We start from the raw sequence: 21,632 nt of genomic DNA on the forward strand, positions 1-21,632 counted from the left end.
TGTCGAGCGCCTCGGCCAGTCCGACCCGCTGGATATCGCCGCCCAGCCCCGCTGGCCGCTCGATCCGCAGGCGGAACTCGTGCGCGGCGCTGGTTACAAGGGGTGAGTTCAATGCAGGGAACGGCGCAGGGGAAAGGCACCATCGGCGTCCTTGGCGCAGGTGCCTGGGGCACCGCGCTGGCACAGATGCTGGCTTCCGACGGGCGGCAGGTGCTGCTGTGGGCGCGTGAGGGCGATCTCGTTCGCGAACTCAACAATGCGCGCACCAACTCGGTCTATCTCCCTTCTGCCCGCCTCGCGCCGACTATCCGTGCGACGAACGACTTGGCCGATCTATCGGAATGCGCGATCGTGCTGGCGGTAACCCCGGCACAGCATCTCGGCAGCATCGTCAGCGCACTTCCAGCCGCCCCGCGCGACCTTGTCCTGTGCAGCAAGGGAATCGAGGCGGGGACGGGGCGTCTGATGAACGAAGTCGCGGCGGCCGCTGCGCCCGGCAGTGCCATCGCCATCCTTTCAGGCCCCACTTTCGCGCATGAGGTTGCCGCCGGGCTTCCCACCGCCGTAACGCTGGCCTGTGCGGGTGGCGAAGACCAGTGGGCGAGGCTATCCCCGGCCATCGCCCGGCCAGAATTCCGGCCCTATTACTCCGCCGATGTCACCGGTGCGGAAATCGGCGGTGCGGTGAAGAACGTGCTCGCCATTGCCTGCGGCGTTGTGGACGGTTTGGGGCTTGGCCAGAACGCCCGCGCTGCCCTGATCGCGCGCGGCTATGCCGAGATGCTGCGGTTCGGCGAAGTACTTGGCGCGGAACGCGAGACATTGGCGGGCCTGTGCGGATTGGGCGATCTCGTCCTGACCTGCTCGTCTACTGCCAGCCGCAATTTCTCGCTCGGCAAGGCGCTGGGCGAAGGGCAGTCGGCAGAGGAACTGATGGCCGACCGCAAGACAGTTGCCGAAGGCGCGTTTACCGCGCCGGTGCTGGCGGAACTGGCCGACCGGCACGGCATCGCAATGCCCATTACTCAGGCCGTCGGTCACCTGCTCGGCGGCGCACCCGCAGACCGGATTGCCCGTGAATTGCTCGCCCGCCCGTTGAAAGCCGAAATTCGCGGCGACACGGATCACTCTGCGTGAGCTTGCCACCTGTGGAGATGGGCGGCCCGGCAGAGGCCGGAGGTAACCCCGACCGCAGCGATCCCGACCGCAAGGACAAGGCCGCAAGCCGCGGCAGTGACGGCACCGAACAGGGCGACATCGCCGCCCTTGCGAAAGGGGGCCGCACCAATTTCTTCGGTTTCCTGCTGCGCCTCGCCGCGCGCATCCCATTCCTGTTTATCGCCGGACGTCTCTACGGCGCGGAAGCGTTGGGTCGTTTCGCCTCGGCGCTCGTCGTCGTCGAACTCGTCGCCATGCTCTGCACGATGGGAGAAAAGCGCGGGCTGGCGCAGCGCCTGTCCGACGGGGCCGAAACAGACGAGAGCGATGCGGCGCAGACCCGCCTGGTGTTCGATGGTCTTTCGGTCGCCTTTCTGGTATCGTCGGGCGCTGCGCTGTTCCTTTACCTCGTGCCCGCGCCGATGTTCCCCAGCGGCGATTATACCACGCTCGACCGGCTGATCGTCCTTGCCATACCCGCGCTTGCGCTGACGGAGATCGCGCTGGCGGCGCAGGCCTATCGCTATGACATCGCCACGACCGTCCGGGCACGTGCCATCGTCGAGCCCTGGACCATATCAATCATGGCCGGGCTGCTGTTCCTGGTCGTGCCCGAAAGCGGGCTTGCCCTGGCCTACCTTGCCTCCATCTACGCCGCCGCGATCACCGCGTTCTGGCCGTTCCGAAACAGCTATGGCTTGCCGCGAGACTGGACGCCCAGCTTTTCCCGGATGTGGCGGCTTGCTGTCCGCGGAGCCCCTCTGGCGAGCGCCGACGCCATCGAATGGGGCACCCGCAGGCTCGACCTGTTCATCCTCGGCCTGTTCGCAGCCCCTGCCGCTGTCGGCGTCTATTATGTCGCACAGCAGGTCGCCAGCCTGCCGCAGAAGCTGAAAACCAGCTTCGAACCCATTCTCGGGCCTGTCATCACCCGTAACCTGCGAGAAAAGAATTACGGCGCGATTGCGCGGCAGGTCTGTCAGGTGGGCTTCTGGATCGTCGCGGCGCAGGCGGGCATTGCGCTGGCCCTCGGCGTCCCGGGTGAGGCTGTCATGGGCCTCGTCGGGCCGAACTTCGTGGGCGGAACGGGCGCGCTTGCCTTCCTGCTCGCGGCAGAGGTCGTCGCGGCGACCGCCGTGGTTTCCGAAGCGGCGCTCATCTATGTTGCCCGGTTGCGGAATCTGTGGGTTTCTGTCGGCGCGATCGCCTTTCAGGCTGTGCTTACCGTCGCGGTCATGCTGGCGGTGGAAAGCTTCGGCTATCCCGAAACCTGGAAAGCGGCGGGCGCGGCCATCGCGCTGATGGTCACCTTGGGCGCGATGTCGCTGGTGAAGGCGATCATGCTCGGCCGCATTCTCGGCCACAGGGTCAACAACTGGCGCTGGGCGCTGGTCTATGCCGTCGCGCCCGCAGTGCTTGTGGGTTACGGCGCGACCTTCCTGCCGGAATGGGCGGAGCTGTTGTTCGGTATACCCGCGATCCTCTTCGTCTATGGCGCGATCATCTGGCGGCGCGGCTTCGGCCCCGAAGACAGGGTGCTGTTCCGCCGCAATCTCGGTGGCAGCGAAACCACTCCTGCCTGATGGTGCGTGCCAGCCGATGAGGCTGTCCAACATGGCCCTTTATCCCCGCCGCGCCCGTGGCTAAGGTCTGCCGAGATGGAACTGCGCCCCACACTTACCCTGATCGCGGGAACCCTGCTGGTGGCGAGCCTTTCCATTGCCTATTCCGCCACCCGCGGCGAAACGCTTGCCGCCAGCCTTGCCGAAGCGGCCGAAAGCGCCATCGCGCAGGCCGGAGGGCGCGGCGTCACCGCCGACTTCAGGGCGGGTGAATTGCCCTCGCGCCATCCGGTGCTGAATGGCGGCGAAAATCTCGATGAAGGCACCCGTGCAGCGGTCGCCCAGGCGGTCGCAGCAATACCCGGCATGGGCGGCGTACGCTGGGCCGACGGCACGATCATTGCCGAGAGCGGCGCGGTGCCGATATCGCCGTTGCACTGCCAGGAGGATGTGGAGGCGCTTTTGCGCGCGCGCTCCATCCGTTTCGAGGAATCGCGCGCGACCATCGACCAGCCCAGCCGCGCGCTGCTTGACGAGGTGGCGACCGCGCTTCGCCCCTGCCTCGGCAGCATCATCGCGATCACCGGCCATACCGACAGTTCGGGTCCGGAAGCAGGCAACCTCGCTTTGTCGCAGGAACGCGCCGAGGCGGTGGAGCGGGCGTTGATAGCGCGCGGGATCCCATCGGACGGATTGCGCGCATTGGGTCTTGGTTCGCGCGAACCGGTGGAAGGGCTTGATCCCGGAGATCCGGCAAACCGCCGCATAGATTTTTCGGTCATCGCGACCGAGCCGCTGAAGCCCACCCCCGTCGATACGCCGGGAGCACGATGACGCCATGCCCGTAATGTTCGAAATCCTTGTCCTGGCGCTGGTCGCCTATGTGGCCGGACTGGCACTTGGCTGGATGGCGTGGGGCCGCGCGGGCGAGTTAATGGAGGACGAGACTTTATGATGGAACTGATCGAGGCCAATTGGCCGCTGCTGCTGGTCGCCTTGCTGATAGGACTGATCGTTGCCTGGTTCCTGTTTGCCGCGAACCGGCGCACGGGCGTAACGACCGACCGCCGCGATGTTCTGGACGAGGATGGCACGAAGGCCGGACGCAATCAGGCCCTGATCGACAGCGCCCCTGCCGCCCGGCGCGACACGCCGCTGGCGCAGGAACCCGTGACCCGGCCCGCCAGCGCCGCTGCTACCGCCCCGCCCACAAAGGCGGCACAGCGCGAGATTGTCGAGCCTCGCGATGTTCCGGTGCGCCCAGTCACGCCTGTCGCCGGGGCAGGTCTGGCATCGCCCGGCAGCGCGGCGGAAGCTGTAGCGAGTGAGGCGAGCGAGACTCCTGTCGGGCAATCAGAGCCTGTGACTGGTGAAGAAATTTCTACGCAGCCAGCCCCCGCTCCGGAGCCAACTTCGGAGGAAAGCGCAACGCAGGAGGCGGCAGATGAAATCGCTCCCATGCCCGACCCGGATGCGGCAGACGACCTCACCCGTATCAAGGGCCTTGGTCCCAAGCTGAACGCCGCGCTCGCCGTGCTCGGCGTCACGCGCTTCGACCAGATCGCATCGTGGGACGATGCCGAAATCGACCGCGTGGATGCCCAGTTGGGCAGGTTCGCCGGTCGCATCCGCCGCGACGATTGGGTCGAACAGGCTCGGCTGCTCGCGGCAAACGACATGGGCTCCTATCAGGACCGGTTCGGCCGTTTGTAATTGCCCCTGCACCGGAAAGAAAAGGCGCGGCAAGCGTAGGTTCGGCAAACAGGCAAACGGGAGGTGAGCGATGAGCCAAGCGAAACATGACGTGCCAGCGGAATGGGCGAAGAACGCCCTGATCGACGGCGAGACCTACCGGCGCAAATATCGTCAGTCGATCGACGATCCCGATGCGTTCTGGCGCGAAGAGGCACAGCGCATCGACTGGATCAAGCCCTTCGATCAGGTGCAGGATACGAGTTTTGCAGAAGACGATCTGCACATCCGCTGGTTCACGGGCGGAACGCTCAACATCGCTGCCAATTGCCTGGACCGGCACCAGGTGGCCCGCGGTGAGGACCTCGCCATCATCTGGGAGCCTGACGATCCGCAGGAGGCCCCTCGCCGCATCACCTATCGCGAACTCTATCGCGAGGTCGGCCGCTTCGCCAATGCCCTGAAGGCGCAAGGCGTCCAGAAGGGCGACCGGGTCACGATCTATCTGCCCATGGTGCCCGAAGCTGCCGTGGCGATGCTGGCCTGCGCACGCATCGGGGCCGTGCATTCGGTGGTCTTCGCCGGTTTCTCGCCCGAGGCGCTGGCGGGCCGCATCGTGGATTGCGACAGCCGCATCGTCATCACCGCGGACGAAGGGCGCAGGGGCGGAAAGACCATTCCGCTCAAGGCCAATGTCGATGCCGCTCTGGAAAAGACGCAGTCACAGGGCCAGCCTGTGGAATCGGTGATCGTGCTCGCTCATACCGGCGCGAATGTGCCGATGATCGCGGGCCGCGACGTTGATTGGGGAACCGCCTGCGCGCAGCAGCCGGAAGCCTGCCCGGCAGAGGAAATGGACGCCGAGGACCCGCTCTTCATCCTTTACACCTCCGGCTCCACCGGAAAGCCCAAGGGCGTGCTGCACACCACCGGCGGCTACGCCGTCTGGACCAGCATGACGCATGAATATGTGTTCGATTACCGTCCGGGCGAAATCTACTGGTGCGCCGCCGATGTGGGCTGGGTGACCGGCCATTCCTATGTCGTTTACGGTCCGCTGCTGAACGGCGCGACCACCGTGATGTTCGAAGGCGTGCCGAACTGGCCCGACCATTCGCGATTCTGGCAGATCGTCGACAAGTATGAAGTGTCGCAATTCTATGCCGCGCCTACGGCCCTGCGCGCCCTCATGCGCGAAGGTGACGATTACGTCACCCGCACCAGCCGCAGCAGCCTGAAACTGCTCGGCAGCGTGGGCGAGCCGATCAATCCCGAAGCGTGGAACTGGTACTACAACGTCGTGGGCGACGGGCGCTGCCCGATTGTCGATACTTGGTGGCAGACGGAAACCGGCGGCGTGATGATCGCCCCCCTGCCCGGTGCCACCGCGACGAAGCCCGGCAGTGCCACACTGCCGATGTTCGGCGTGATCCCCGGCATCGTCGATGACAAGGGCAATTTGCAGGAAGGCGCGGCGGAAGGGCCGCTGGTCGTCCGGCAAAGCTGGCCCGGCCAGATGCGGACCGTCTATGGCGATCACGAGCGCTTCTTCCAGACCTATTTCAGCGCCTATCCCGGCTATTACTTCACCGGCGACGGCTGTCGCCGGGACGAGGATGGTTATTACTGGATCACGGGGCGCATTGACGATGTCATCAACGTGTCCGGCCATCGGATGGGCACGGCGGAGGTGGAAAGCGCGCTGGTCGCCCATGCCGCCGTTTCCGAGGCAGCAGTCGTCGGCATGCCGCATGAGGTGAAAGGCCAGGGCATTTACGCCTATGTCACCACCACGGCAGGCACCGAACCGGACGAAGGCCTGCGGGACGAGCTGGTGCAATGGGTGCGCAAGGAGATCGGGCCAATCGCCACGCCCGATGTCATCCAGTTCGCTCCCGGCCTGCCGAAGACCCGTTCGGGCAAGATCATGCGGCGCATCCTGCGCAAGATTGCGGAGGGCGATGTGACCAGCCTCGGCGATATTTCGACGTTGGCCGATCCGGAAGTGGTGAACGATCTGGTCGCCAATCGGCCGGGCTCTGCCGGGGTATGACCCTGCTGCGCTCGGCGCTCTACCTGCCGGCCAATCGAACCGGGGCGGTTGCAAAGGCGCGCAGCGCGGATTGCGACGCTGTCATTCTCGACCTCGAGGATGCGGTGGCTCCCGACGTCAAGCAGGACGCTCGTAATTCCGCGCTGCAGGCTGCGCGGGACGGTGGCTTCGGCGAGAGGATGCTCGTCGTGCGGGTAAATGGCGCCGAGACGGAGTGGCATGAAGCCGATCTGGCGGCGCTGTCCTCGCTCTCTGATGGTCTGCTCAATGCTGTCCTGCTACCGAAGGTTTCCGATCCCGCCGCCCTCGCCCCGGCGCGCGAAGCGCTGCCCGAGGCGATCGCGCTGTGGGCCATGGTCGAAACCTGCGCCGGGTGCATCGCCCTCGACGCCATTGCCGCTTTGGGCAAGGAGCGCGGGTTGACGACGCTGGTGATGGGCACGAACGATCTGGCGCTGGAGATGCGATGCGGCAACGATGCGGCGCGAACGCCCATGCTGCCCTTGCTCACGAATGCTGTGGTCACCGCGCGGGCGCATGGGCTCGCGGTTCTCGACGGGGTGTTCAACGCTCTGGACGATGACGGCGGATTGCGGCGAGAGTGCCAGCAGGGCGCCCTGCTGGGGTTCGACGGCAAGACGGTCATCCACCCGAAGCAGCTTGCAGCGACAAACGTCGCTTTCGGACCCTCGCCGCGCGAAGTCGAGCAGGCTCGCGCCATCATCTCCGCTTTCGCTCTCCCTGAACACAGCGGAAAGGGCGTGATCAGTCATGATGGCCGCATGGTCGAACTGTTGCATCTGCGGCAGGCCGAACGCCTGGTCGCCATGCAGAAGGCTGTCGAGCGGCGTTCTCAATCTTCCGCAAGCTGACGGGCGAACCAGCTGCTTTCTCGCCAGCCCCTTGCCCGATCTGCGCATTGCTGCGAAAGCTATTGCCGACAAAGGAGCATTTGCATGGCCGGAATGGCACCCTTCGCCTGGGAAGATCCCTTCAATCTCGACGATCAGTTGACCGAAGACGAACGCATGATCCGCGATGCCGCACGCGGTTTCGCGCAAGGGGAATTGCAGCCTCGGGTCATCGACGCCTATCGCGATGAGGTCGATGCGCCCGAACTGTTCCCGCTGATGGGACAGGCGGGTCTGCTGGGCGCGACCGTCCCTGATGAATATGGCGGTGCCGGTGCCAGCTACGTCGCCTATGGCCTGATCGCCCGTGAGATCGAGCGCGTGGATTCCGGCTATCGGTCGATGGCTTCGGTGCAGTCGAGCCTCGTGATGTTCCCCATTCAGGCGTATGGTTCTGAAGAACAGCGCCGCAAATATCTGCCTTCCCTCGCCAGCGGTGAAAGCATCGGCTGCTTCGGGCTTACCGAGCCCGATGCAGGGTCCGACCCCGGCGGAATGCGCACCACCGCGAAAAAGAACGGCGACGGCTATATCCTGAACGGCACGAAGACCTGGATTTCCAACGCGCCCTTCGCCGATGTCTTCGTCGTGTGGGCGAAGAGCGAGGCGCATGGCGGCAAGATTCGCGGCTTCGTTCTGGAAAAGGGCATGGCGGGTCTCTCTGCCCCCAAGATCGAAGGCAAGCTGTCGCTGCGCGCCTCCACCACCGGCATGATCGTGATGGAGGACGTAAAGGTCGGGGCCGATGCGCTGCTGCCCGATGTGGAAGGGCTGAAAGGCCCGTTCGGCTGTCTCAACCGTGCGCGCTACGGCATCAGCTGGGGCGCGATGGGCGCGGCGGAATTCTGCTTCCATGCAGCGCGCCAGTACGGTTTGGACCGCGAACAGTTCGGCGTGCCGCTGGCATCCAAGCAGCTGTTTCAGCTGAAGCTTGCGGACATGATGAGCGATATCGCGCTGGGCCTGCAGGCTTCGCTCCGCGTCGGTCGGCTCATGGACGAGGGCAAGTTCGCGCCCGAGATGATTTCCATCGTCAAGCGCAACAATGTCGGCAAGGCGCTCGATATCGCGCGCGTGGCGCGGGACATGCACGGCGGCAACGGCATTTCCGAAGAATATCAGGTCATCCGCCACATGGTGAACCTTGAAACGGTCAACACCTATGAAGGCACACATGACGTGCACGCGTTGATCCTCGGCCGGGCGATTACCGGCATCCCTGCGTTTTAAAGGAACAGGCGACATGAAACTGGCATCCCTGGCGAATGGAACGCGTGACGGCCGGCTTGTCGTCGTTTCCAAGGACATCACGCGGTACTGCGCGGCGGACAACATTGCGCCCACGCTGCAGCACGCGCTCGACCATTGGGAGCAAGTGGCGCCGCGCCTCGCCGCCCTTTACACCGATGTCGAACATGAGGTGGTGCCATGCGAAAGGTTCCACGAACGCGAGGCGCTCTCCCCTCTCCCCCGCGCCTACCAATGGGCCGATGGCAGCGCCTATATCAACCATGTCGAACTGGTGCGCCGCGCCCGCAATGCGGAAATGCCGGACAGTTTCTATCACGATCCGCTGATGTATCAGGGCATGTCGGACGGCTTCCTCGCACCGCGCGGGCCAATTCCCCTGGCCGACCCGGCATGGGGCTGCGACATGGAAGGCGAGATCGCCTGCATCACAGACGATGTGCCGCTCGGCACCTCAGGCGAAGATGCGGCGGATCACATCAAGCTGCTCATGCTGTGCAACGATGTTTCCCTCCGCGGCCTTATACCGGAGGAACTGGGGAAGGGTTTCGGCTTCTTCCAGTCCAAACCGGCCAGCACATTCAGCCCGGTGGCTGTAACGCCGGACGAGTTAGGCGATGCATGGCAGGGCAACCTGATCCATCTGCCGCTGATGGTCGATTACAATGGCGAACCTTTCGGCCGCGCCGAGGCCGGGCAGGACGCGACCTTTTCGCTGGCACGGCTGGTTTCTCACGCAGCTCGGACGCGAAATCTCGGTGCAGGTACGATCATCGGATCGGGCACCGTGTCGAACAAGGGCGCCGACGGCGGCCCCGGCAAGCCGGTGAGCGAAGGCGGCAAGGGCTACAGCTGCATCGCGGAAATCCGCATGATCGAAAGCATCAGGGACGGCAGCCCGACCACCCGCTTCATGCATGCCGGAGACACGGTGAAGATGGAAATGCGCGATGCCGATGGACACTCCATCTTCGGTGCGATCGAACAGGTGGTCGAAACCGTCTGACGAACACGCGAGCGGCTTCCATTCGGTTCAACGCAGCCCTTTATAAACAAAGATAAATCGGGAACCTGTGCCTAATTCCTTCGTCTTTCGGGTTCAAGGAGAAGAACCCTGCTGGACTTGATGAACAGAGACGCGACTGCGGCCGAACGTCTCGGTGAAGCCTTCCGTGAATTCATACGCGACAATACTTTTCCCTGCGTCGGAGCGAAATCGGCTCTGGCACGGGACACGCTGGATGTGATGGTCTGCCACGATCTGACCAGCGCGTGGGACGATCTGCGGATACATCGCCGCCTGCTCGATTGGTCGCAAGCCTATCGCGAGGACAAGTCGGGCCTGCGCAGTATCGTCGCCATCTTCAACCAGCCCGCCTCGCTGTCGGAAGTGCAGTTCGAACGCGCCATGTGGACGCGGATCCAGTCGCTTGCCGACAAGGATCACTGGCTGGAGCAACCTTATGATGAGGATGTAAGCCCTGACCCTGAAGACCCGCACTTCTCGCTCAGCTTCGGGGGCGAGGCCTACTTCGTCGTCGGCCTGCATCCATCCGCATCGCGCCCTGCCCGCCGCTTTGAGAAACCGGCGCTCGTCTTCAACCTGCACGACCAGTTCGAGGATTTGCGCGAGAACGGGCGCTACGAGCGTATGCGCGAAGCCATTCTCGACCGCGACAAGGCTCTGGCCGGGACCATCAATCCCATGCTGCGCCGCCACGGAGAGGCCAGTGAGGCGGCACAATATAGCGGCAGACTGGTCGACGAAGGCTGGACCTGCCCCTTTTCGGACAAGAGAAACGACGCTTCATGAATGTCATACCCCCGCGTAGCGGCACTGCTTTCCGGCTGGATGCAGGACAGACACTGCGCGTAACCGATCCCGGCGGAACGCAGGTCGCCGATCTGCTGGCCTATTCGGCGGACGATGTTCGCGAGGTCATCAGCAACGGCCGCACCTTCGATTACGAGGAGACGATTGCGCTCACCAAGGGCCATGTCCTCTATTCCAATCGGTCCAACCCCATGCTGGAGATTACTGCAGACACGGTCGGCAGGCACGACTTTCTGCTGACTCCCTGCAGCAAGGCGACCTTCCGGCATTTCTACCCGGGCAAGCCTGTACACCGTGGATGCTTCGGCAATCTTGCGGAGGCGCTTGAACCCTTCGGCATCAACGAAGATTCGATCCCGACCGCTTTCAACGTGTTCATGAATGTGCCGGTGGCCGAGGATGGCTCGCTGGAAGTTCTGCCGCCGCCGAGCCGTGCAGGCGACCACATCGATCTGCTTGCACGCATGGATTGCATCATCGGTCTGACCGCTTGCTCCGCCTATGCGTCGAACGGCGGTGATTTCGGGCCGATCGGCTATGAAATCAATCCTGGCTGAGATCAGTCGCGACACATTTCGCACTTTTTGCAGCCGAACAAACGCAACGCGCCGCTGCCCCGGTCCTGATTGCCTGCCGGACGGATTGCTTCTAGACCTTGCGACTGCACGCTGCAACTTGACGGGGCTAGATTACAATCGGACATGAAGAATTCCCACTCACTGGCAGGTTCCTCATGGGGCGCTTGCGCCAGGCGCTGACCCATCGCGAGGCCGGCGTCGTGGAAGCCCTCATCACCAGGACGGAACGCGTGGAGGATGGACAAATGTTGCTGCGGCGGGGCGCCATCGTCGAACACAGCACAATCCTGATCGAAGGTTTCATCCTGCGATCGGTGCAGAGCGGCGAGAAGCGTCACATCCTCGCCACGCATGTGCCTGGCGACTTCGTCGATATGCATGCTTTTGCGCTGAAGCGACTCGATCATGACATCACCGTTCTTGGTCCGGCTCTTGTCGGATATGCGCGGCACGAGGATCTGCGCATCATGATGGAGCAGGAACCGCATCTTGCCCGGTTGTTCTGGTTTTCTACCCTGCTCGACGCCGCGGTTCACCGCACCTGGATTCTGAAGATGGGTGAGTTGCGAGTTGACCAGAGAATTGCGCATTTCTTCTGCGAATTATGGGCGAAGCTGGAGATGGTCGGCCTTGCGCGTGAGGATGGTTTCTCGTCTCCCCTGCGCCAGTCAGATCTTGCCGAGATCACTGGCAGCACGCCCATTCACGTGAATCGTATGCTCCGGGAATTGCGCGAAGCTGGTCTTGTCGAATTTCGCCGGGGGCGCGTCTTTTGCCGTGACCGATCCCGGCTGGCGCAATTCGCACATTTCGACCCTTCCTACCTCTACGGTGCCGGAGATCTTGCAGTGCACGACGAACTTTCGGTGAATGCGATCACCTAGCAAGCGTTGGGCCGTTCAGTTGAAGGTGAAAGAATTCCGCCCGCGCTCTCCGCTGCTTAGCAGGACGTCTCGCCCGATCGGTTCGCCCAGGGCGGCCAGTCCCGCCGCTCTGGCCCCATCCTCCATTGCCACGGCGCGCCTGCCATCGGCGAGCCGGGCGACAATGCCATACGTCCCACCATTCCGTTCAGGCATATAGGTGTAGCTTTCAACCATGCCTGGCCCGTTCGCGATTTCGGCGATCGCAACCGAAGGCTGAACCTCCGGCGGCCGCCTGACTCTGTCTGCAGACCAACCCGCGGGCCGCGCTGAATAGATTCCGCACGCATATTTGCTCATGATGCCGCCATTCGCGCCCACCAGTGCAAAGGCGTCGCGGTTCACGCGCAGGCGCTGGACCGCCTCGGCAATGGCATGAGCGGAATAATTGTTGCCCGCGCCGCCGAAGAACGGAAGTCCTCCGGTCAGCGTCAGCCGCCGCGGATCGCTCGCCTTCAGGCCGAAGGCGTCCATGATGTTGAACACGGCGATGGGGAAGCAGCTATACAGATCCATGAAGCCGATCTCATCGATGCCGCGCTCCGCTAACGCCAGCGCCTCCCGAACGGCTCCGATTGCGGCAGGGCTGCGCGACAGATCCGCGCGCTGCAGCACCGACGCTTCCTTTGCCGAGACGGACGCGTGAACGAATATCCAGCGTTCGCGGGGCACCAGAAGTTCTCGCGCCGTGCCAGCCGAGGTCAGGATGATCGCAGCGCCCTGGTTTACCTGATCGCGCGCGATGGCGAACCGGGCGTAGGGTTCGGCAACCAGCCGGTTGCGCTCATCCACCTGAGCCAGTTGTGCCGCCGTCATCCTTTCCTGCATCGCTGCATGGGGATTGTTCGCGGCAACATCCGTGAACGGAGCCAGCAACTCGCCCATTGCAGCGCGGTAGTCCTCGGGCGACAGGCCAAAGGCGGCGCGGCGGGCGTTTTCGAACAAGGCATAGCCGGGGATCGGGCGGCCCATGCCGTTGGCGATCAGGGTCGCATCGATCATGCCCGACATGCCGTAGCCACGATCTTCCAGCGTGCCTTCGCAATGCTCCGACCAATCGGCTTCCACGCCCCGTCTTCTTAGATCAAGCATGGTCGAGATCGCTTCCGCCCCGACGATCGCAGCGCATCGGCTGCGCCCTGCCGCGATCTCCGCAGCCAGTTCGCCGACCAGATCCTGCGGCCCCTGTCCTCCGACGACCTCCAATATAGCGCGGTCCGGATCGGCGCCGACCCGGCGTGCGATCGAGCGCGGCGGATTATTCGACTTGCCGAAAGGGGCTTCCGCACCCGGCGTGGAAATCTCGAACTGGCGAATGGCTGCCACGGTGTCGATGGCTGTGGCGAGATCCTTCGGCCCTGCCCCGCTGTCGCTGATGGCAGCCCGCAAAGCCTCTGCCGCGAGCTCCATCGGCGATAATTGCCGGTAACCAGCCTCACCTATGCGTTCCGAAGACTGGCCTGCACCGATGATAACTGGCGTTTCGTCGGAAATGTAATCATCTGAATCGTTCATGCCGCCACTATCCGGCGTGGTGCTTGCGGATGCAACAGCGCGGCAGGTAAGCGGCGATCAGGTCGTAATCGGCTCCAGCAGGCGGATAGTGCCGCTTACCGCGTCCATCTCCACAGTTGCGCCGGAGGGCAGGCTCAACTGCCCCGCGACATGGCCGATGTTGGCGTTGGTAAAAGCCGGGATTTCCAGCGGCACGAGATATTGGCGCAGTACGTCCGTTACTGAAAATCCGCTCGCGCTCTCGTCGCCGCTGCAGCGCGTGCATTGTCCGAAAACGACGCCCGACAGCCGGGACAACATGCCGGACAAGGCCAGCTGGCTCAGCATCCTGTCCACGCGGTATACAGCCTCGCCCACATCTTCCAGAAACAGCACGGCCCCGTCGAAATCGGGTAACCAGGGTGTACCGACAAGCGCTGCGAGAACGGACAGATTACCACCGAGCAGCCGCCCCTGCGCCGTGCCGCTGCGCAGGGTCAGCACATTGCGCGCGCCCGGATAATCGCCATTGCCCAGCACCGGCGTTGCCCCTGCAAAGGCCAGTCGCCACAGACTGTCCCAGCTGGGCGCGGGCCAGCTGTTCGCGCCATTGGGGCCGTGAATGGTCGCATATCCGGCATGCTTCGCAAAGGCGAGGTGCAGCGCGGTGATGTCGCTGAAGCCGATCAGCAATTTGGGGTTACTGCGGATTACGTCCCAGTCGAGCAGCGAAAGCAGCCGGGCACTGCCCCAGCCTCCGCGCAGGGCGAAGACCGCCTTGATCTCAGGGTCCGCGAACATTGCGTTCAGATCGGCGGCGCGCTGGCGATCCGTCCCGGCGAGATAGCCGAAACGCGCGTCAAGATTGGCAGCCCGCACCGGTACCAGACCCATGCCGCGAATGGTATATTCCACATTCTCGACCCGGTTCTCCTCATCGGAGAAGCTGGCGGGCCGCACGAGCCCCACCCTGTCGCCGGGCTGCAGGCGCGGAGGCTTGGAGCTTGCTGCTGCCGCAGCGGATGCCGGCAAGCTCATCGGCAGCGCCAATGCTGCCGCAAGCCCTCCGCTTTTCGCTAGAATTTGGCGACGGTTCAGCATGGCGGCAGCATCTTCGCCAGGGAGCGGATATGAAGCAACCCGCCGACCCATACGGGGCGACGGGCTGCGGCTCTAGTGGAACAATCGATCAACTCTTCGTCTTGGCGTTCGCTTCGTCATAATGCGCGCCCAGGAACCAGGCGTCCTTGTCGATGCCGCGGCTGACTTCAGTGAACAGGTCGGACGTGTCCACATCGCCGGCATCTTCGGCCTTCTCAATCGACTCGCGCAGATGCTTGCCAAAAGCGACGAAGCGCGAAGTCAGCGCCTCGACATGGTCCTTCTGGAACTTGATGTCGGCGGGATAGGGCTCCAGCTTGCTGCCCTTGTCGACCGCCTGCACGGTGCCGGGCGTATGGCCGCCGAGAATGATGGCGCGTTCGGCAATCATGTCGGTCCGGTCGCGCATGCGTTCGGAAATGGCGTCGAGCAATTCATGCAGGCCGATGAAGCTCGGGCCGCGAATGGTCCAATGTGCCTGTTTCACCGCCAGCGACAGGTCGATGCTGTCGGTAAGCCGTTCGTTGAGAAGCTTGATCGAATTTTCGCGGGCCTTGTCGTCCAGACCGGCTACGTAAATCTGTTCCATGGAGTCATCCTGTTGCTGAAATGAATTGCCTTCGCCGCAGACGGCGGAAGGCTCTGCTTCATGAACGGGCAGCATGGGGCGGAGTTCCAAATCCGGCGACGGCGCCCTGGCATCTGAAGAATACCGGTCCAGGAGGACTGAAGGGCGCTATTGCAAGTCATTCTCATTGACGCTCGGAGCAGTTTCTCCTAGCTGCGCTGGCATGAAACGCCGCAGCATCCGAATCTGGATCATGATCCACAAATGGAGCAGCCTTGTGCCCACGGCATTCCTGTTCATGCTGTGCGTGACAGGCCTGCCGCTGATCTTCCATGACGAGATCGACGCGATGATGAGCGGTGACGCCGAAAATGCGCTTTCCGGCCCGGCATCGGCAGAAGCGGGGCTGCCCCTCGATAGCATCATGGCCACCGCCCTCGCCGAAAAACCGGGCGAAGTTCCGCTGTTCATGGCCTTCAGCCAGGACAGCCCGCTGATCACCGTAACTACCGGACCATCGCCCGCTGCAGGCGGCGAGGAGATGAGCCTGCTGTTCTTCGATCGCGCGACGGGCGCATCGCTCGGCCCTGCGCCGACAAACTGGTTCATGGATTTCCTCCTGCAACTGCATACCGACATGTTTCTCGGCCTGCCGGGTGCGTTGCTGCTCGGCGCGATGGGTGTGCTCTTCGTCGTGGCGCTCATCTCCGGCGTAGTGCTCTACGCGCCCTTCATGGCGCGGCAGCGTTTCGGTACGCTGCGCAGCGGCCGTAACGAACGGGTCCGGCGTCTGGACCAGCACAATCTGCTGGGAGTGGTCGCCTTCGCCTGGATGGTGGTGATCGGCGTCACGGGCGCGATCAACGCCTTTGCCGATCCGCTGACCGAAAGCTGGCGCGACGGCGAAGTGGCGGCAATGGCCGCAGCCTATGAAGGCGAACCGGCCCTGCCGCCTTGGCGCTACGGATCACTCGACCGCGCGATGGCTTCGGCGCAGAGCGCGCTGCCCGGCCGCAGCCCGCAATTCATCGGCTTTCCCGGCGGTGCGTGGTCGTCAGGCCACCATTACGCGATCTTCTTCCAGGGCGACCGCCCGCTGACGCAGAATTTGCTCACCCCGGCACTGGTGGATGCAGAAAGCGGCGCGCTGACCGACACAAGAACCATGCCCGCGCTGAATCAGGCGCTGATGATGTCCAAGCCGCTGCATTTCGGCGATTACGGCGGCTGGCCGCTCAAGGTGGTCTGGGCGCTTCTGACCCTGGCAACCATCCACGTCTTGTGGAGCGGTCTGATGCTGTGGTGGCGGCGCAAGCCCGCAGATACCGAGCTCCGTATTGCAGAACTTTACCGTCATCCTTCGGAGGTGCCGGCATGACCGCACGCAAATACGCGCGAATGGCTGGCCGGGTGCCGCGCCAGTCGACCATGCAGATATTCTTCTGGCCTCTGGTCATCTCCATCGCGGCATTGGCTGGACTGATCCTCGGCCTCACCGGAGACGGTTACCGCGACGTGGTGGCCGTGGCGCTCGTCGCGCTTGGCCCCGTTCTCATCATCCTCAGCCTGCGCCGCAAGTCGCAGACCCGCAATCCCGTTACAGTGAAAGCCCGTTCATGATTTACCGTTTTTCCGTCCTTTCCGGTTCGGCCAGCATCGCTGCCTTGGCTGCGGCCATGCTGCCAGCCGCCGCGCTGGCCCAGAATGTTCCGTCCACCGCGCCCGACGATGTCGACGGGATCATCATCGTCACGGCGCAGGGGCGCAACGCCACCAACGTCATCAATGGCGGGAATGCCGGCGTGCTCGGCGACAAGGTAGCGGAGGATCTGCCCTTCGCCATTCGGTCCTATGACGAAAGCCTGATCCTGAACCAGCAGCCCCAGACCCTGGGTGACGTGCTCGAGAACGATCCGACGATCCGCACATCGTTCGGTTTTGGCAATGCGGCGGAACTGTTCATCATTCGCGGGTTCCCCCTGTTCGGCGACGATATCGGCGTGAACGGCCTGTTTGGCATCGCTCCGAGGCAGCTGGTGGCGCCGCAATTATACGGCAGCGTGCAGGTGTTGAACGGCGCCAGCGCTTTCCTGAACGGGGCTGCACCCGGCGGTTCCGGCCTTGGCGGCAGCGTCAATCTGGTGCTGAAGCGCGCCGAGCTTCGCGATCTGAACCGATTCACCCTCAACTATGCCGAGACCGCACAATTCGGCGGCAGCTTCGATGTGTCGCGCCGCTTCGGCAACGCGGATCAATGGGGTGTCCGCATCAATGGTGCCTACCGCGACGGCGAAACTTCCATCAACGAGGAATATCGCCGCACGCGCGTCATCGGCGGTGCCGTCGATTATGACGGTGGCCGGTTCCGCGCCGCAGCGGACCTAGCTTTTCAGGAAATCCGGGTCGACAATCTGCGCCCTAAAGTGACGATCGCCAGCGCGGCAGTGCCAGCCGTCCCTGAAGCCGACGCTAATTACGCGCAGGATTTCACTTATTCCGAGCTGCGCGACGTCTTCGGCACGCTTGGCCTGGAATATGATCTGGCGGAGAATGCCCTGCTCTATGCCAAGGCAGGTGCACGCGACGGGCGCGAGGATGGCATCTATGGCGGCATAACCGTGTTCGACGCCGTGACCGGTGCTGCGAACGGTACGGCCCTGTTCGTTCCGCGCACCGACAATAACGAAGCTGTCGAGGCCGGGCTGCGCGTCAATCTTGGCGATGCAATCACGCATGAGATCAATTTCGGCGGCAATGCCGTCTGGCAGGTCAACCGCAATGCCTATGACTTCCTGTATGGGCCGAACTTCGCCGGTTTTGCCACGAACCTGTACGACACGCCGCAGGTGGCGCTGCCGTCATCGACGTTCGTGGGCGGTGACCTCGGCGATCCGTTCCCGATAGTCAAAACGCGCCTGTCCAGCGTATTCGCCTCCGACACGATCGGTTTGGCAGGCGATTCCGTCCTGCTGACCGGCGGGTTGCGGCTGCAATCCATCGACGTGACCGGCTTCAGCTATGCCACCGGAGAGGAAGAGACCAGCTATTCCGAAAACGCCGTTACGCCCGTCGCCGGAGTGGTGGTGAAGCCGGTGGAGGGCCTCTCGCTTTACGCCAATCGGATCGAGGCATTGCAGCAGGGCCCGAGCGCGCCGCTCGATCCTGCACTCGTCACGAACCCCGGCGCCATCCTCGCACCGCGGCGTTCGGTGCAATATGAAGCAGGTGCCAAGCTGCGGCTCGGTGCCATGTTCCTGAGCGCCGGAGCCTACCAGATCGAGCGCCCCGGCGAAGGGATCCTGCCAGATGGCAGCTTCGGCTATCTGGGTGACCAGCAGCACAAGGGGCTGGAGTTCACGGCCAACGGCTCGCTTGCTCCCGGCCTGCGCATCATTGCCGGCGCTGCCGTGACGGATGCCGAATTCGAAGGCGGCGCAGAGGTGCCCGGGGTGCCCGGCTTCACCGCCAATGCCGATGTGGAATGGGATCTCGGGATTGCTCCGGGCGTGACCCTGACCGGCCGTGTCGTGCATACCGGCGAGCAATGGGTGGATGCCGCAAACACACTGGAGATTGACGACTGGACCCGCTTCGATGTCGGTGCCCGCTACGTGTTCGTCGCGGCGCAAAGGCCCGTCACTCTGCGCGTATCGGTCGATAATGTGACGAACGAGCGGTATTGGGCCTCGGCATTCGATACATTTTCATCCGCGCTGCTCCAGGGTGAACCGCGCACGGTGAAAGCCTCGATTTCGGCTGATTTCTGACCTGTGCAATCACCGGTGAGGTGCCTCGTCCACGGGCGCTCACCGGTGATCAGAACCCGGTTCAGCAGTTCAGCGTACGGAGGTTTTGCGTATTGCTGAGCGCATTGTTCTGCCGCCCGCGCACGTTGAAGGCGCTTTCGTAGCGGATCTGCGGCGGATCGAAGAAGCCGGTCCCGACGATCGGCTGATAGTCGTAAGTCACTTCGACGAACATTACCGCGGTTTCCTTCATGGCGGCGATGCGGTTGCCACTGGCTCCCATTCCATTGGCCAGGGAGGAGTCGCCCGAACCGTCTCCTTGGGAGCCATAACGGGGCTCCACATCCAGTTCGCCCCAGCAGCGCTGCCAGCGGATCTGTTGACCCGCCCGGCCCCCTATTCAGCCGGTTGTCTTCGAGCGAGGAAAGGACGATTCGCCCGTTTTCGGTGAAGTCCAGCGCCTCGCCGATCAATTCTCCACCGGCGAAAACCTCGTAGACATTCGCCTCGTCGATGCCGCTGGTCACACGCCCGGCATTATCCGCCACGGTCATGGCGATCTGGCTCACACGAAGATGAGCGATGGTGAGATTGGTGATCTCTATCCCGCCCAGCACGAGCGTGAAGAAGATCGGTGCGGCAAAGGCAAACTCGACGAAGGCGAGACCTTCGTTGGCTCGCCACACTCTTTTCAGAAAAGGGAACAGTCCACCTTCTGTCATGTCGCTTCGGCGAAGATGACCGGCGCCGTTCCCTGATTGCCATAGGGCTGGTTGCGAACTGCGGTCTCAAGATTCATCTCGATCTGCCCAGCCGTGCCGAACATCGCGCCCGAAAACAGTCGCGGCATCGTCACCTGCGCGCGGTAGAAAACGACATCGCTGGCTCCGCCCTTGCCCTCGAAACCGCCATCCAGATCGAACTCGCCGTTTTCATTGGTATCTTCCCAGCAATCGCCATCCGCTTCGTCGAATTCGCCGTTTTCGTTCACGTCGGTCATCAGCTTTTCGGGGTTCTTGATGGAGTTGAAGTCGAAATAGCTCTTCTGGTCGATATCGATCTGTGCATCGGCCGCGATCGGCCCGACGATTTCCTTCAGGGTGCTCTCTACCTGTTCTTCGATGGTCACGCCGGCACCGGACAGATCGGGGCGTTCGACAGCGGCGCGGCGTGCTGCATCGTTCAGCGCGCCCTGCATAACCGTCCGCACATAGGATTGGTGCGCCAGATCAAGCCCGCCGACCAGCAGGACGCACATGGGCAGCGCGATTGCCGCAAATTCGACGATTGTCGCGCCGCCCGTATCGGCGGCCAGTCGGCGCAGGAACGACGCGGCCTTCACCGGGTCAGCCTGAGATTGCCGATACCTTGCCCAATGGTCTGGAATATCTCTTCCAGATCAGACCCGTCAGACGTGTAGAAATGCGCTGCACTGGTCGCGCAGTCCGCCACATCTTCCGTATCCGTCACATCCAGCGCGATCACCCATACGGTAACGCCCATGGCCTTTGCCCGCGAACATACGGAGTCGAAACGGCTCAGATGGCGCTCGTTCTGGGAACCGCTGCCTCTCGTTCGGGACTGGTAGCGTTCAACTCCATGCGCCGAATAGAGATACTCACCGGTGTCCAGCATACCGTCCGTCATGAAGACGATGTGCTGATTGACCGGCACTCCGTCTATTTCGGATTCTCGCTTTCGAAGAAACCGGTACGCGAAATGAATCTCGTACCCCAGAGCATGCCGACATCATGATAGGTGCCGCCAGTGACCCTGGCGGTTGCGTCGTCGATGGCCGTTTGAAAAGCGTCCTCACCGCCATAGGACTGGAGCTTGGTTGATTCGGATGGGCAGCCGGATTGGCTCTGCGCTTCCTGCACGCGGGGTCGTAGCGGCCGAACTGACGCGCGTCGTCATTCCCGTTCCGCGCCATGTCGTCGATGTCGCTCCGGCTGATCGTATCCTCGATGCGGACCGGATCGAAGCCGTTGCCGATGGAGGGGCGTTCCTCGATACAGGCATCGCCACTGGTACGAAAACTCTGGCGATTGCCTTCAGTGCCACCGCCCTTGCCGTTGTTCCACGACGATTGGCTGACGTGAATCATCTTGGTACCGTAGGTGTAATAGCAATTGCGGCCATAGCTGGCGACTTCGCGGTCGGCATAGTCCTGATTGACCTGGATATCCCTGTTGCGCAGCGACCGGCCGACATTCACGGTGTGCGAGTAAGGCACGATGCCGAAGCGCGTGACAGAGCCGTTGTCAGCATCGTCGAGCACACGATAGAGGCCTGCGGGGAAGTTGAAGTCGAAGAACTTTTCCGCCTCGGGCTCGGTCGCGTTGCCCTAGGCATTGCCCTGCATGGCCTGCCTGCCGGCGAGCGCGCCAGCATCGCGAGCGTTCTGCAGCTTGGCGCGGGCCATGTATGTGACACCGACATCGAGACCGCTGCCCACCATGATGGTCATCGGCACCAGAGCAGCCGCGAAGATCGCCAGCGCGTTGCCGCTGCTATTTCTTGCGAGGGACGGAAGGAATCTGTTCTTGTCGTCCACGATCAGCCCACCACTCCCGAGTATGGAGAGGAGGGCTAAGGCAAAGAACCTCACAGCAGGTAAAGACACTTCGAAACCGCATCCTTCGCGATGAACGAAAGAGCCGCAGTTCATTTTTACCCTGAATCTTCAATGCAGAGTCGCATTGGAAGACGCTCTGCGCGTCCATGCACCTCCGGGATTAACGATGATCAACCTATGATTTTT

The 21,632-nt window shown here is 63.0% G+C and carries 22 protein-coding genes and 1 pseudogene; 14 read left to right on the plus strand and 9 right to left on the minus strand.

Annotation, left to right across the window (positions count from 1 at the left end; genetic code table 11):
* Window positions 1-111 precede the first annotated feature (111 nt).
* The 11 genes from G7A66_RS07065 to G7A66_RS07115 all read left to right on the plus strand — a co-directional run bounded on the left by G7A66_RS07065 (window position 112) and on the right by G7A66_RS07115 (window position 11,920).
* On the plus strand, window positions 112-1,137 hold the full coding sequence (locus G7A66_RS07065; protein ID WP_174294973.1) for an NAD(P)H-dependent glycerol-3-phosphate dehydrogenase: 1,026 nt from the start codon (window positions 112-114) through the stop codon (window positions 1,135-1,137).
* 17 nt (window positions 1,138-1,154) lie between these two features.
* Window positions 1,155-2,741 carry a lipopolysaccharide biosynthesis protein gene (locus tag G7A66_RS07070; protein WP_174295017.1) on the plus strand — a complete coding sequence of 529 codons (1,587 nt, stop codon included), beginning with the start codon at window positions 1,155-1,157 and terminating at the stop codon, window positions 2,739-2,741.
* Window positions 2,742-2,816: 75 nt separating this feature from the next.
* Window positions 2,817-3,554, plus strand: coding sequence for an OmpA family protein (locus G7A66_RS07075; protein ID WP_174294974.1), 738 nt, complete (start codon window positions 2,817-2,819; stop codon window positions 3,552-3,554).
* Window positions 3,555-3,671: 117 nt separating this feature from the next.
* Window positions 3,672-4,433, plus strand: a complete 762-nt coding sequence (locus G7A66_RS07080; protein ID WP_174294975.1) for a hypothetical protein — start codon at window positions 3,672-3,674, stop codon at window positions 4,431-4,433.
* Between the two features lie 70 nt (window positions 4,434-4,503).
* Window positions 4,504-6,465, plus strand: a complete 1,962-nt coding sequence (acs, locus tag G7A66_RS07085; RefSeq protein ID WP_174294976.1) for an acetate--CoA ligase — start codon at window positions 4,504-4,506, stop codon at window positions 6,463-6,465.
* Entirely contained in the window at window positions 6,462-7,337 is an 876-nt protein-coding gene (locus G7A66_RS07090; protein WP_174294977.1) for an HpcH/HpaI aldolase/citrate lyase family protein, read from the plus strand. Before acs ends, G7A66_RS07090 begins: the two co-directional genes overlap by 4 nt.
* A 93-nt stretch (window positions 7,338-7,430) precedes the next feature.
* Entirely contained in the window at window positions 7,431-8,606 is a 1,176-nt protein-coding gene (locus G7A66_RS07095) for an acyl-CoA dehydrogenase (RefSeq protein WP_408609246.1), read from the plus strand.
* A gap of 13 nt (window positions 8,607-8,619) precedes the next feature.
* Window positions 8,620-9,630 carry a fumarylacetoacetate hydrolase family protein gene (locus tag G7A66_RS07100; protein WP_174294979.1) on the plus strand — a complete coding sequence of 337 codons (1,011 nt, stop codon included), beginning with the start codon at window positions 8,620-8,622 and terminating at the stop codon, window positions 9,628-9,630.
* A 120-nt stretch (window positions 9,631-9,750) separates the two neighbouring features.
* The gene (gntA, locus tag G7A66_RS07105; RefSeq protein WP_174294980.1) at window positions 9,751-10,437 is read left to right on the plus strand and encodes a guanitoxin biosynthesis heme-dependent pre-guanitoxin N-hydroxylase GntA; all 687 of its coding nucleotides are present in this window, start codon (window positions 9,751-9,753) and stop codon (window positions 10,435-10,437) included.
* Entirely contained in the window at window positions 10,434-11,015 is a 582-nt protein-coding gene (locus G7A66_RS07110; RefSeq protein ID WP_174294981.1) for a DUF1989 domain-containing protein, read from the plus strand. The genes gntA and G7A66_RS07110 overlap by 4 nt, the downstream gene beginning before the upstream one ends.
* A 176-nt stretch (window positions 11,016-11,191) precedes the next feature.
* The gene (locus G7A66_RS07115; RefSeq protein ID WP_174294982.1) at window positions 11,192-11,920 is read left to right on the plus strand and encodes a Crp/Fnr family transcriptional regulator; all 729 of its coding nucleotides are present in this window, start codon (window positions 11,192-11,194) and stop codon (window positions 11,918-11,920) included.
* A gap of 15 nt (window positions 11,921-11,935) precedes the next feature.
* Here the strand turns inward: G7A66_RS07115 and G7A66_RS07120 are convergent, their stop codons facing one another.
* The 3 genes from G7A66_RS07120 to dps form a co-directional block, all read right to left on the minus strand.
* Entirely contained in the window at window positions 11,936-13,474 is a 1,539-nt protein-coding gene (locus tag G7A66_RS07120; protein ID WP_174294983.1) for an acetyl-CoA acetyltransferase, read from the minus strand.
* A gap of 57 nt (window positions 13,475-13,531) precedes the next feature.
* Window positions 13,532-14,491 carry a S66 peptidase family protein gene (locus tag G7A66_RS07125; RefSeq protein WP_232366708.1) on the minus strand — a complete coding sequence of 320 codons (960 nt, stop codon included), beginning with the start codon at window positions 14,489-14,491 and terminating at the stop codon, window positions 13,532-13,534.
* Between the two features lie 151 nt (window positions 14,492-14,642).
* The gene (gene dps / locus G7A66_RS07130; RefSeq protein WP_174294985.1) at window positions 14,643-15,143 is read right to left on the minus strand and encodes a DNA starvation/stationary phase protection protein Dps; all 501 of its coding nucleotides are present in this window, start codon (window positions 15,141-15,143) and stop codon (window positions 14,643-14,645) included.
* A gap of 202 nt (window positions 15,144-15,345) precedes the next feature.
* Here dps and G7A66_RS07135 point away from each other — a divergent pair, with 202 nt between their 5' ends.
* From G7A66_RS07135 to G7A66_RS07145, 3 genes are read left to right on the plus strand one after another with little or no spacing between them, the layout of a single operon-like run.
* A complete protein-coding gene (locus G7A66_RS07135) occupies window positions 15,346-16,500 on the plus strand; it encodes a PepSY-associated TM helix domain-containing protein (RefSeq protein WP_174294986.1) in 1,155 nt (384 codons plus the stop codon).
* A complete protein-coding gene (locus G7A66_RS07140; RefSeq protein ID WP_206675099.1) occupies window positions 16,497-16,742 on the plus strand; it encodes a hypothetical protein in 246 nt (81 codons plus the stop codon). The genes G7A66_RS07135 and G7A66_RS07140 overlap by 4 nt, the downstream gene beginning before the upstream one ends.
* Window positions 16,739-18,889: a TonB-dependent receptor gene (locus tag G7A66_RS07145; RefSeq protein ID WP_174294987.1), complete on the plus strand. Its 2,151-nt coding sequence runs from the start codon at window positions 16,739-16,741 to the stop codon at window positions 18,887-18,889. Before G7A66_RS07140 ends, G7A66_RS07145 begins: the two co-directional genes overlap by 4 nt.
* Before the next feature lie 61 nt (window positions 18,890-18,950).
* Here the strand turns inward: G7A66_RS07145 and G7A66_RS14185 are convergent, their stop codons facing one another.
* The 6 genes and pseudogenes from G7A66_RS14185 to G7A66_RS14615 all read right to left on the minus strand — a co-directional run bounded on the left by G7A66_RS14185 (window position 18,951) and on the right by G7A66_RS14615 (window position 21,539).
* A complete protein-coding gene (locus G7A66_RS14185; RefSeq protein ID WP_232366719.1) occupies window positions 18,951-19,211 on the minus strand; it encodes a hypothetical protein in 261 nt (86 codons plus the stop codon).
* A 259-nt stretch (window positions 19,212-19,470) separates the two neighbouring features.
* Window positions 19,471-19,590, minus strand: a pseudogene (locus G7A66_RS14190) (TadE/TadG family type IV pilus assembly protein); the annotation flags it as partial.
* Window positions 19,587-20,210 carry a TadE/TadG family type IV pilus assembly protein gene (locus tag G7A66_RS07155; protein ID WP_174294988.1) on the minus strand — a complete coding sequence of 208 codons (624 nt, stop codon included), beginning with the start codon at window positions 20,208-20,210 and terminating at the stop codon, window positions 19,587-19,589. The gene G7A66_RS07155 and the pseudogene G7A66_RS14190, both read right to left, overlap by 4 nt.
* Window positions 20,207-20,542, minus strand: a complete 336-nt coding sequence (locus tag G7A66_RS07160) for a hypothetical protein (RefSeq protein WP_206675113.1) — start codon at window positions 20,540-20,542, stop codon at window positions 20,207-20,209. The genes G7A66_RS07155 and G7A66_RS07160 overlap by 4 nt, the downstream gene beginning before the upstream one ends.
* A complete protein-coding gene (locus G7A66_RS14610) occupies window positions 20,487-21,149 on the minus strand; it encodes a hypothetical protein (RefSeq protein WP_174294990.1) in 663 nt (220 codons plus the stop codon). Before G7A66_RS14610 ends, G7A66_RS07160 begins: the two co-directional genes overlap by 56 nt.
* A 66-nt stretch (window positions 21,150-21,215) precedes the next feature.
* A complete protein-coding gene (locus tag G7A66_RS14615; protein WP_408609245.1) occupies window positions 21,216-21,539 on the minus strand; it encodes a TadE/TadG family type IV pilus assembly protein in 324 nt (107 codons plus the stop codon).
* Between the last annotated feature and the right edge of the window lie 93 nt (window positions 21,540-21,632).

Source organism: Alteripontixanthobacter muriae, from assembly GCF_013336795.1.
GTDB classification, from domain to species: Bacteria; Pseudomonadota; Alphaproteobacteria; order Sphingomonadales; family Sphingomonadaceae; genus Pseudopontixanthobacter; species Pseudopontixanthobacter muriae.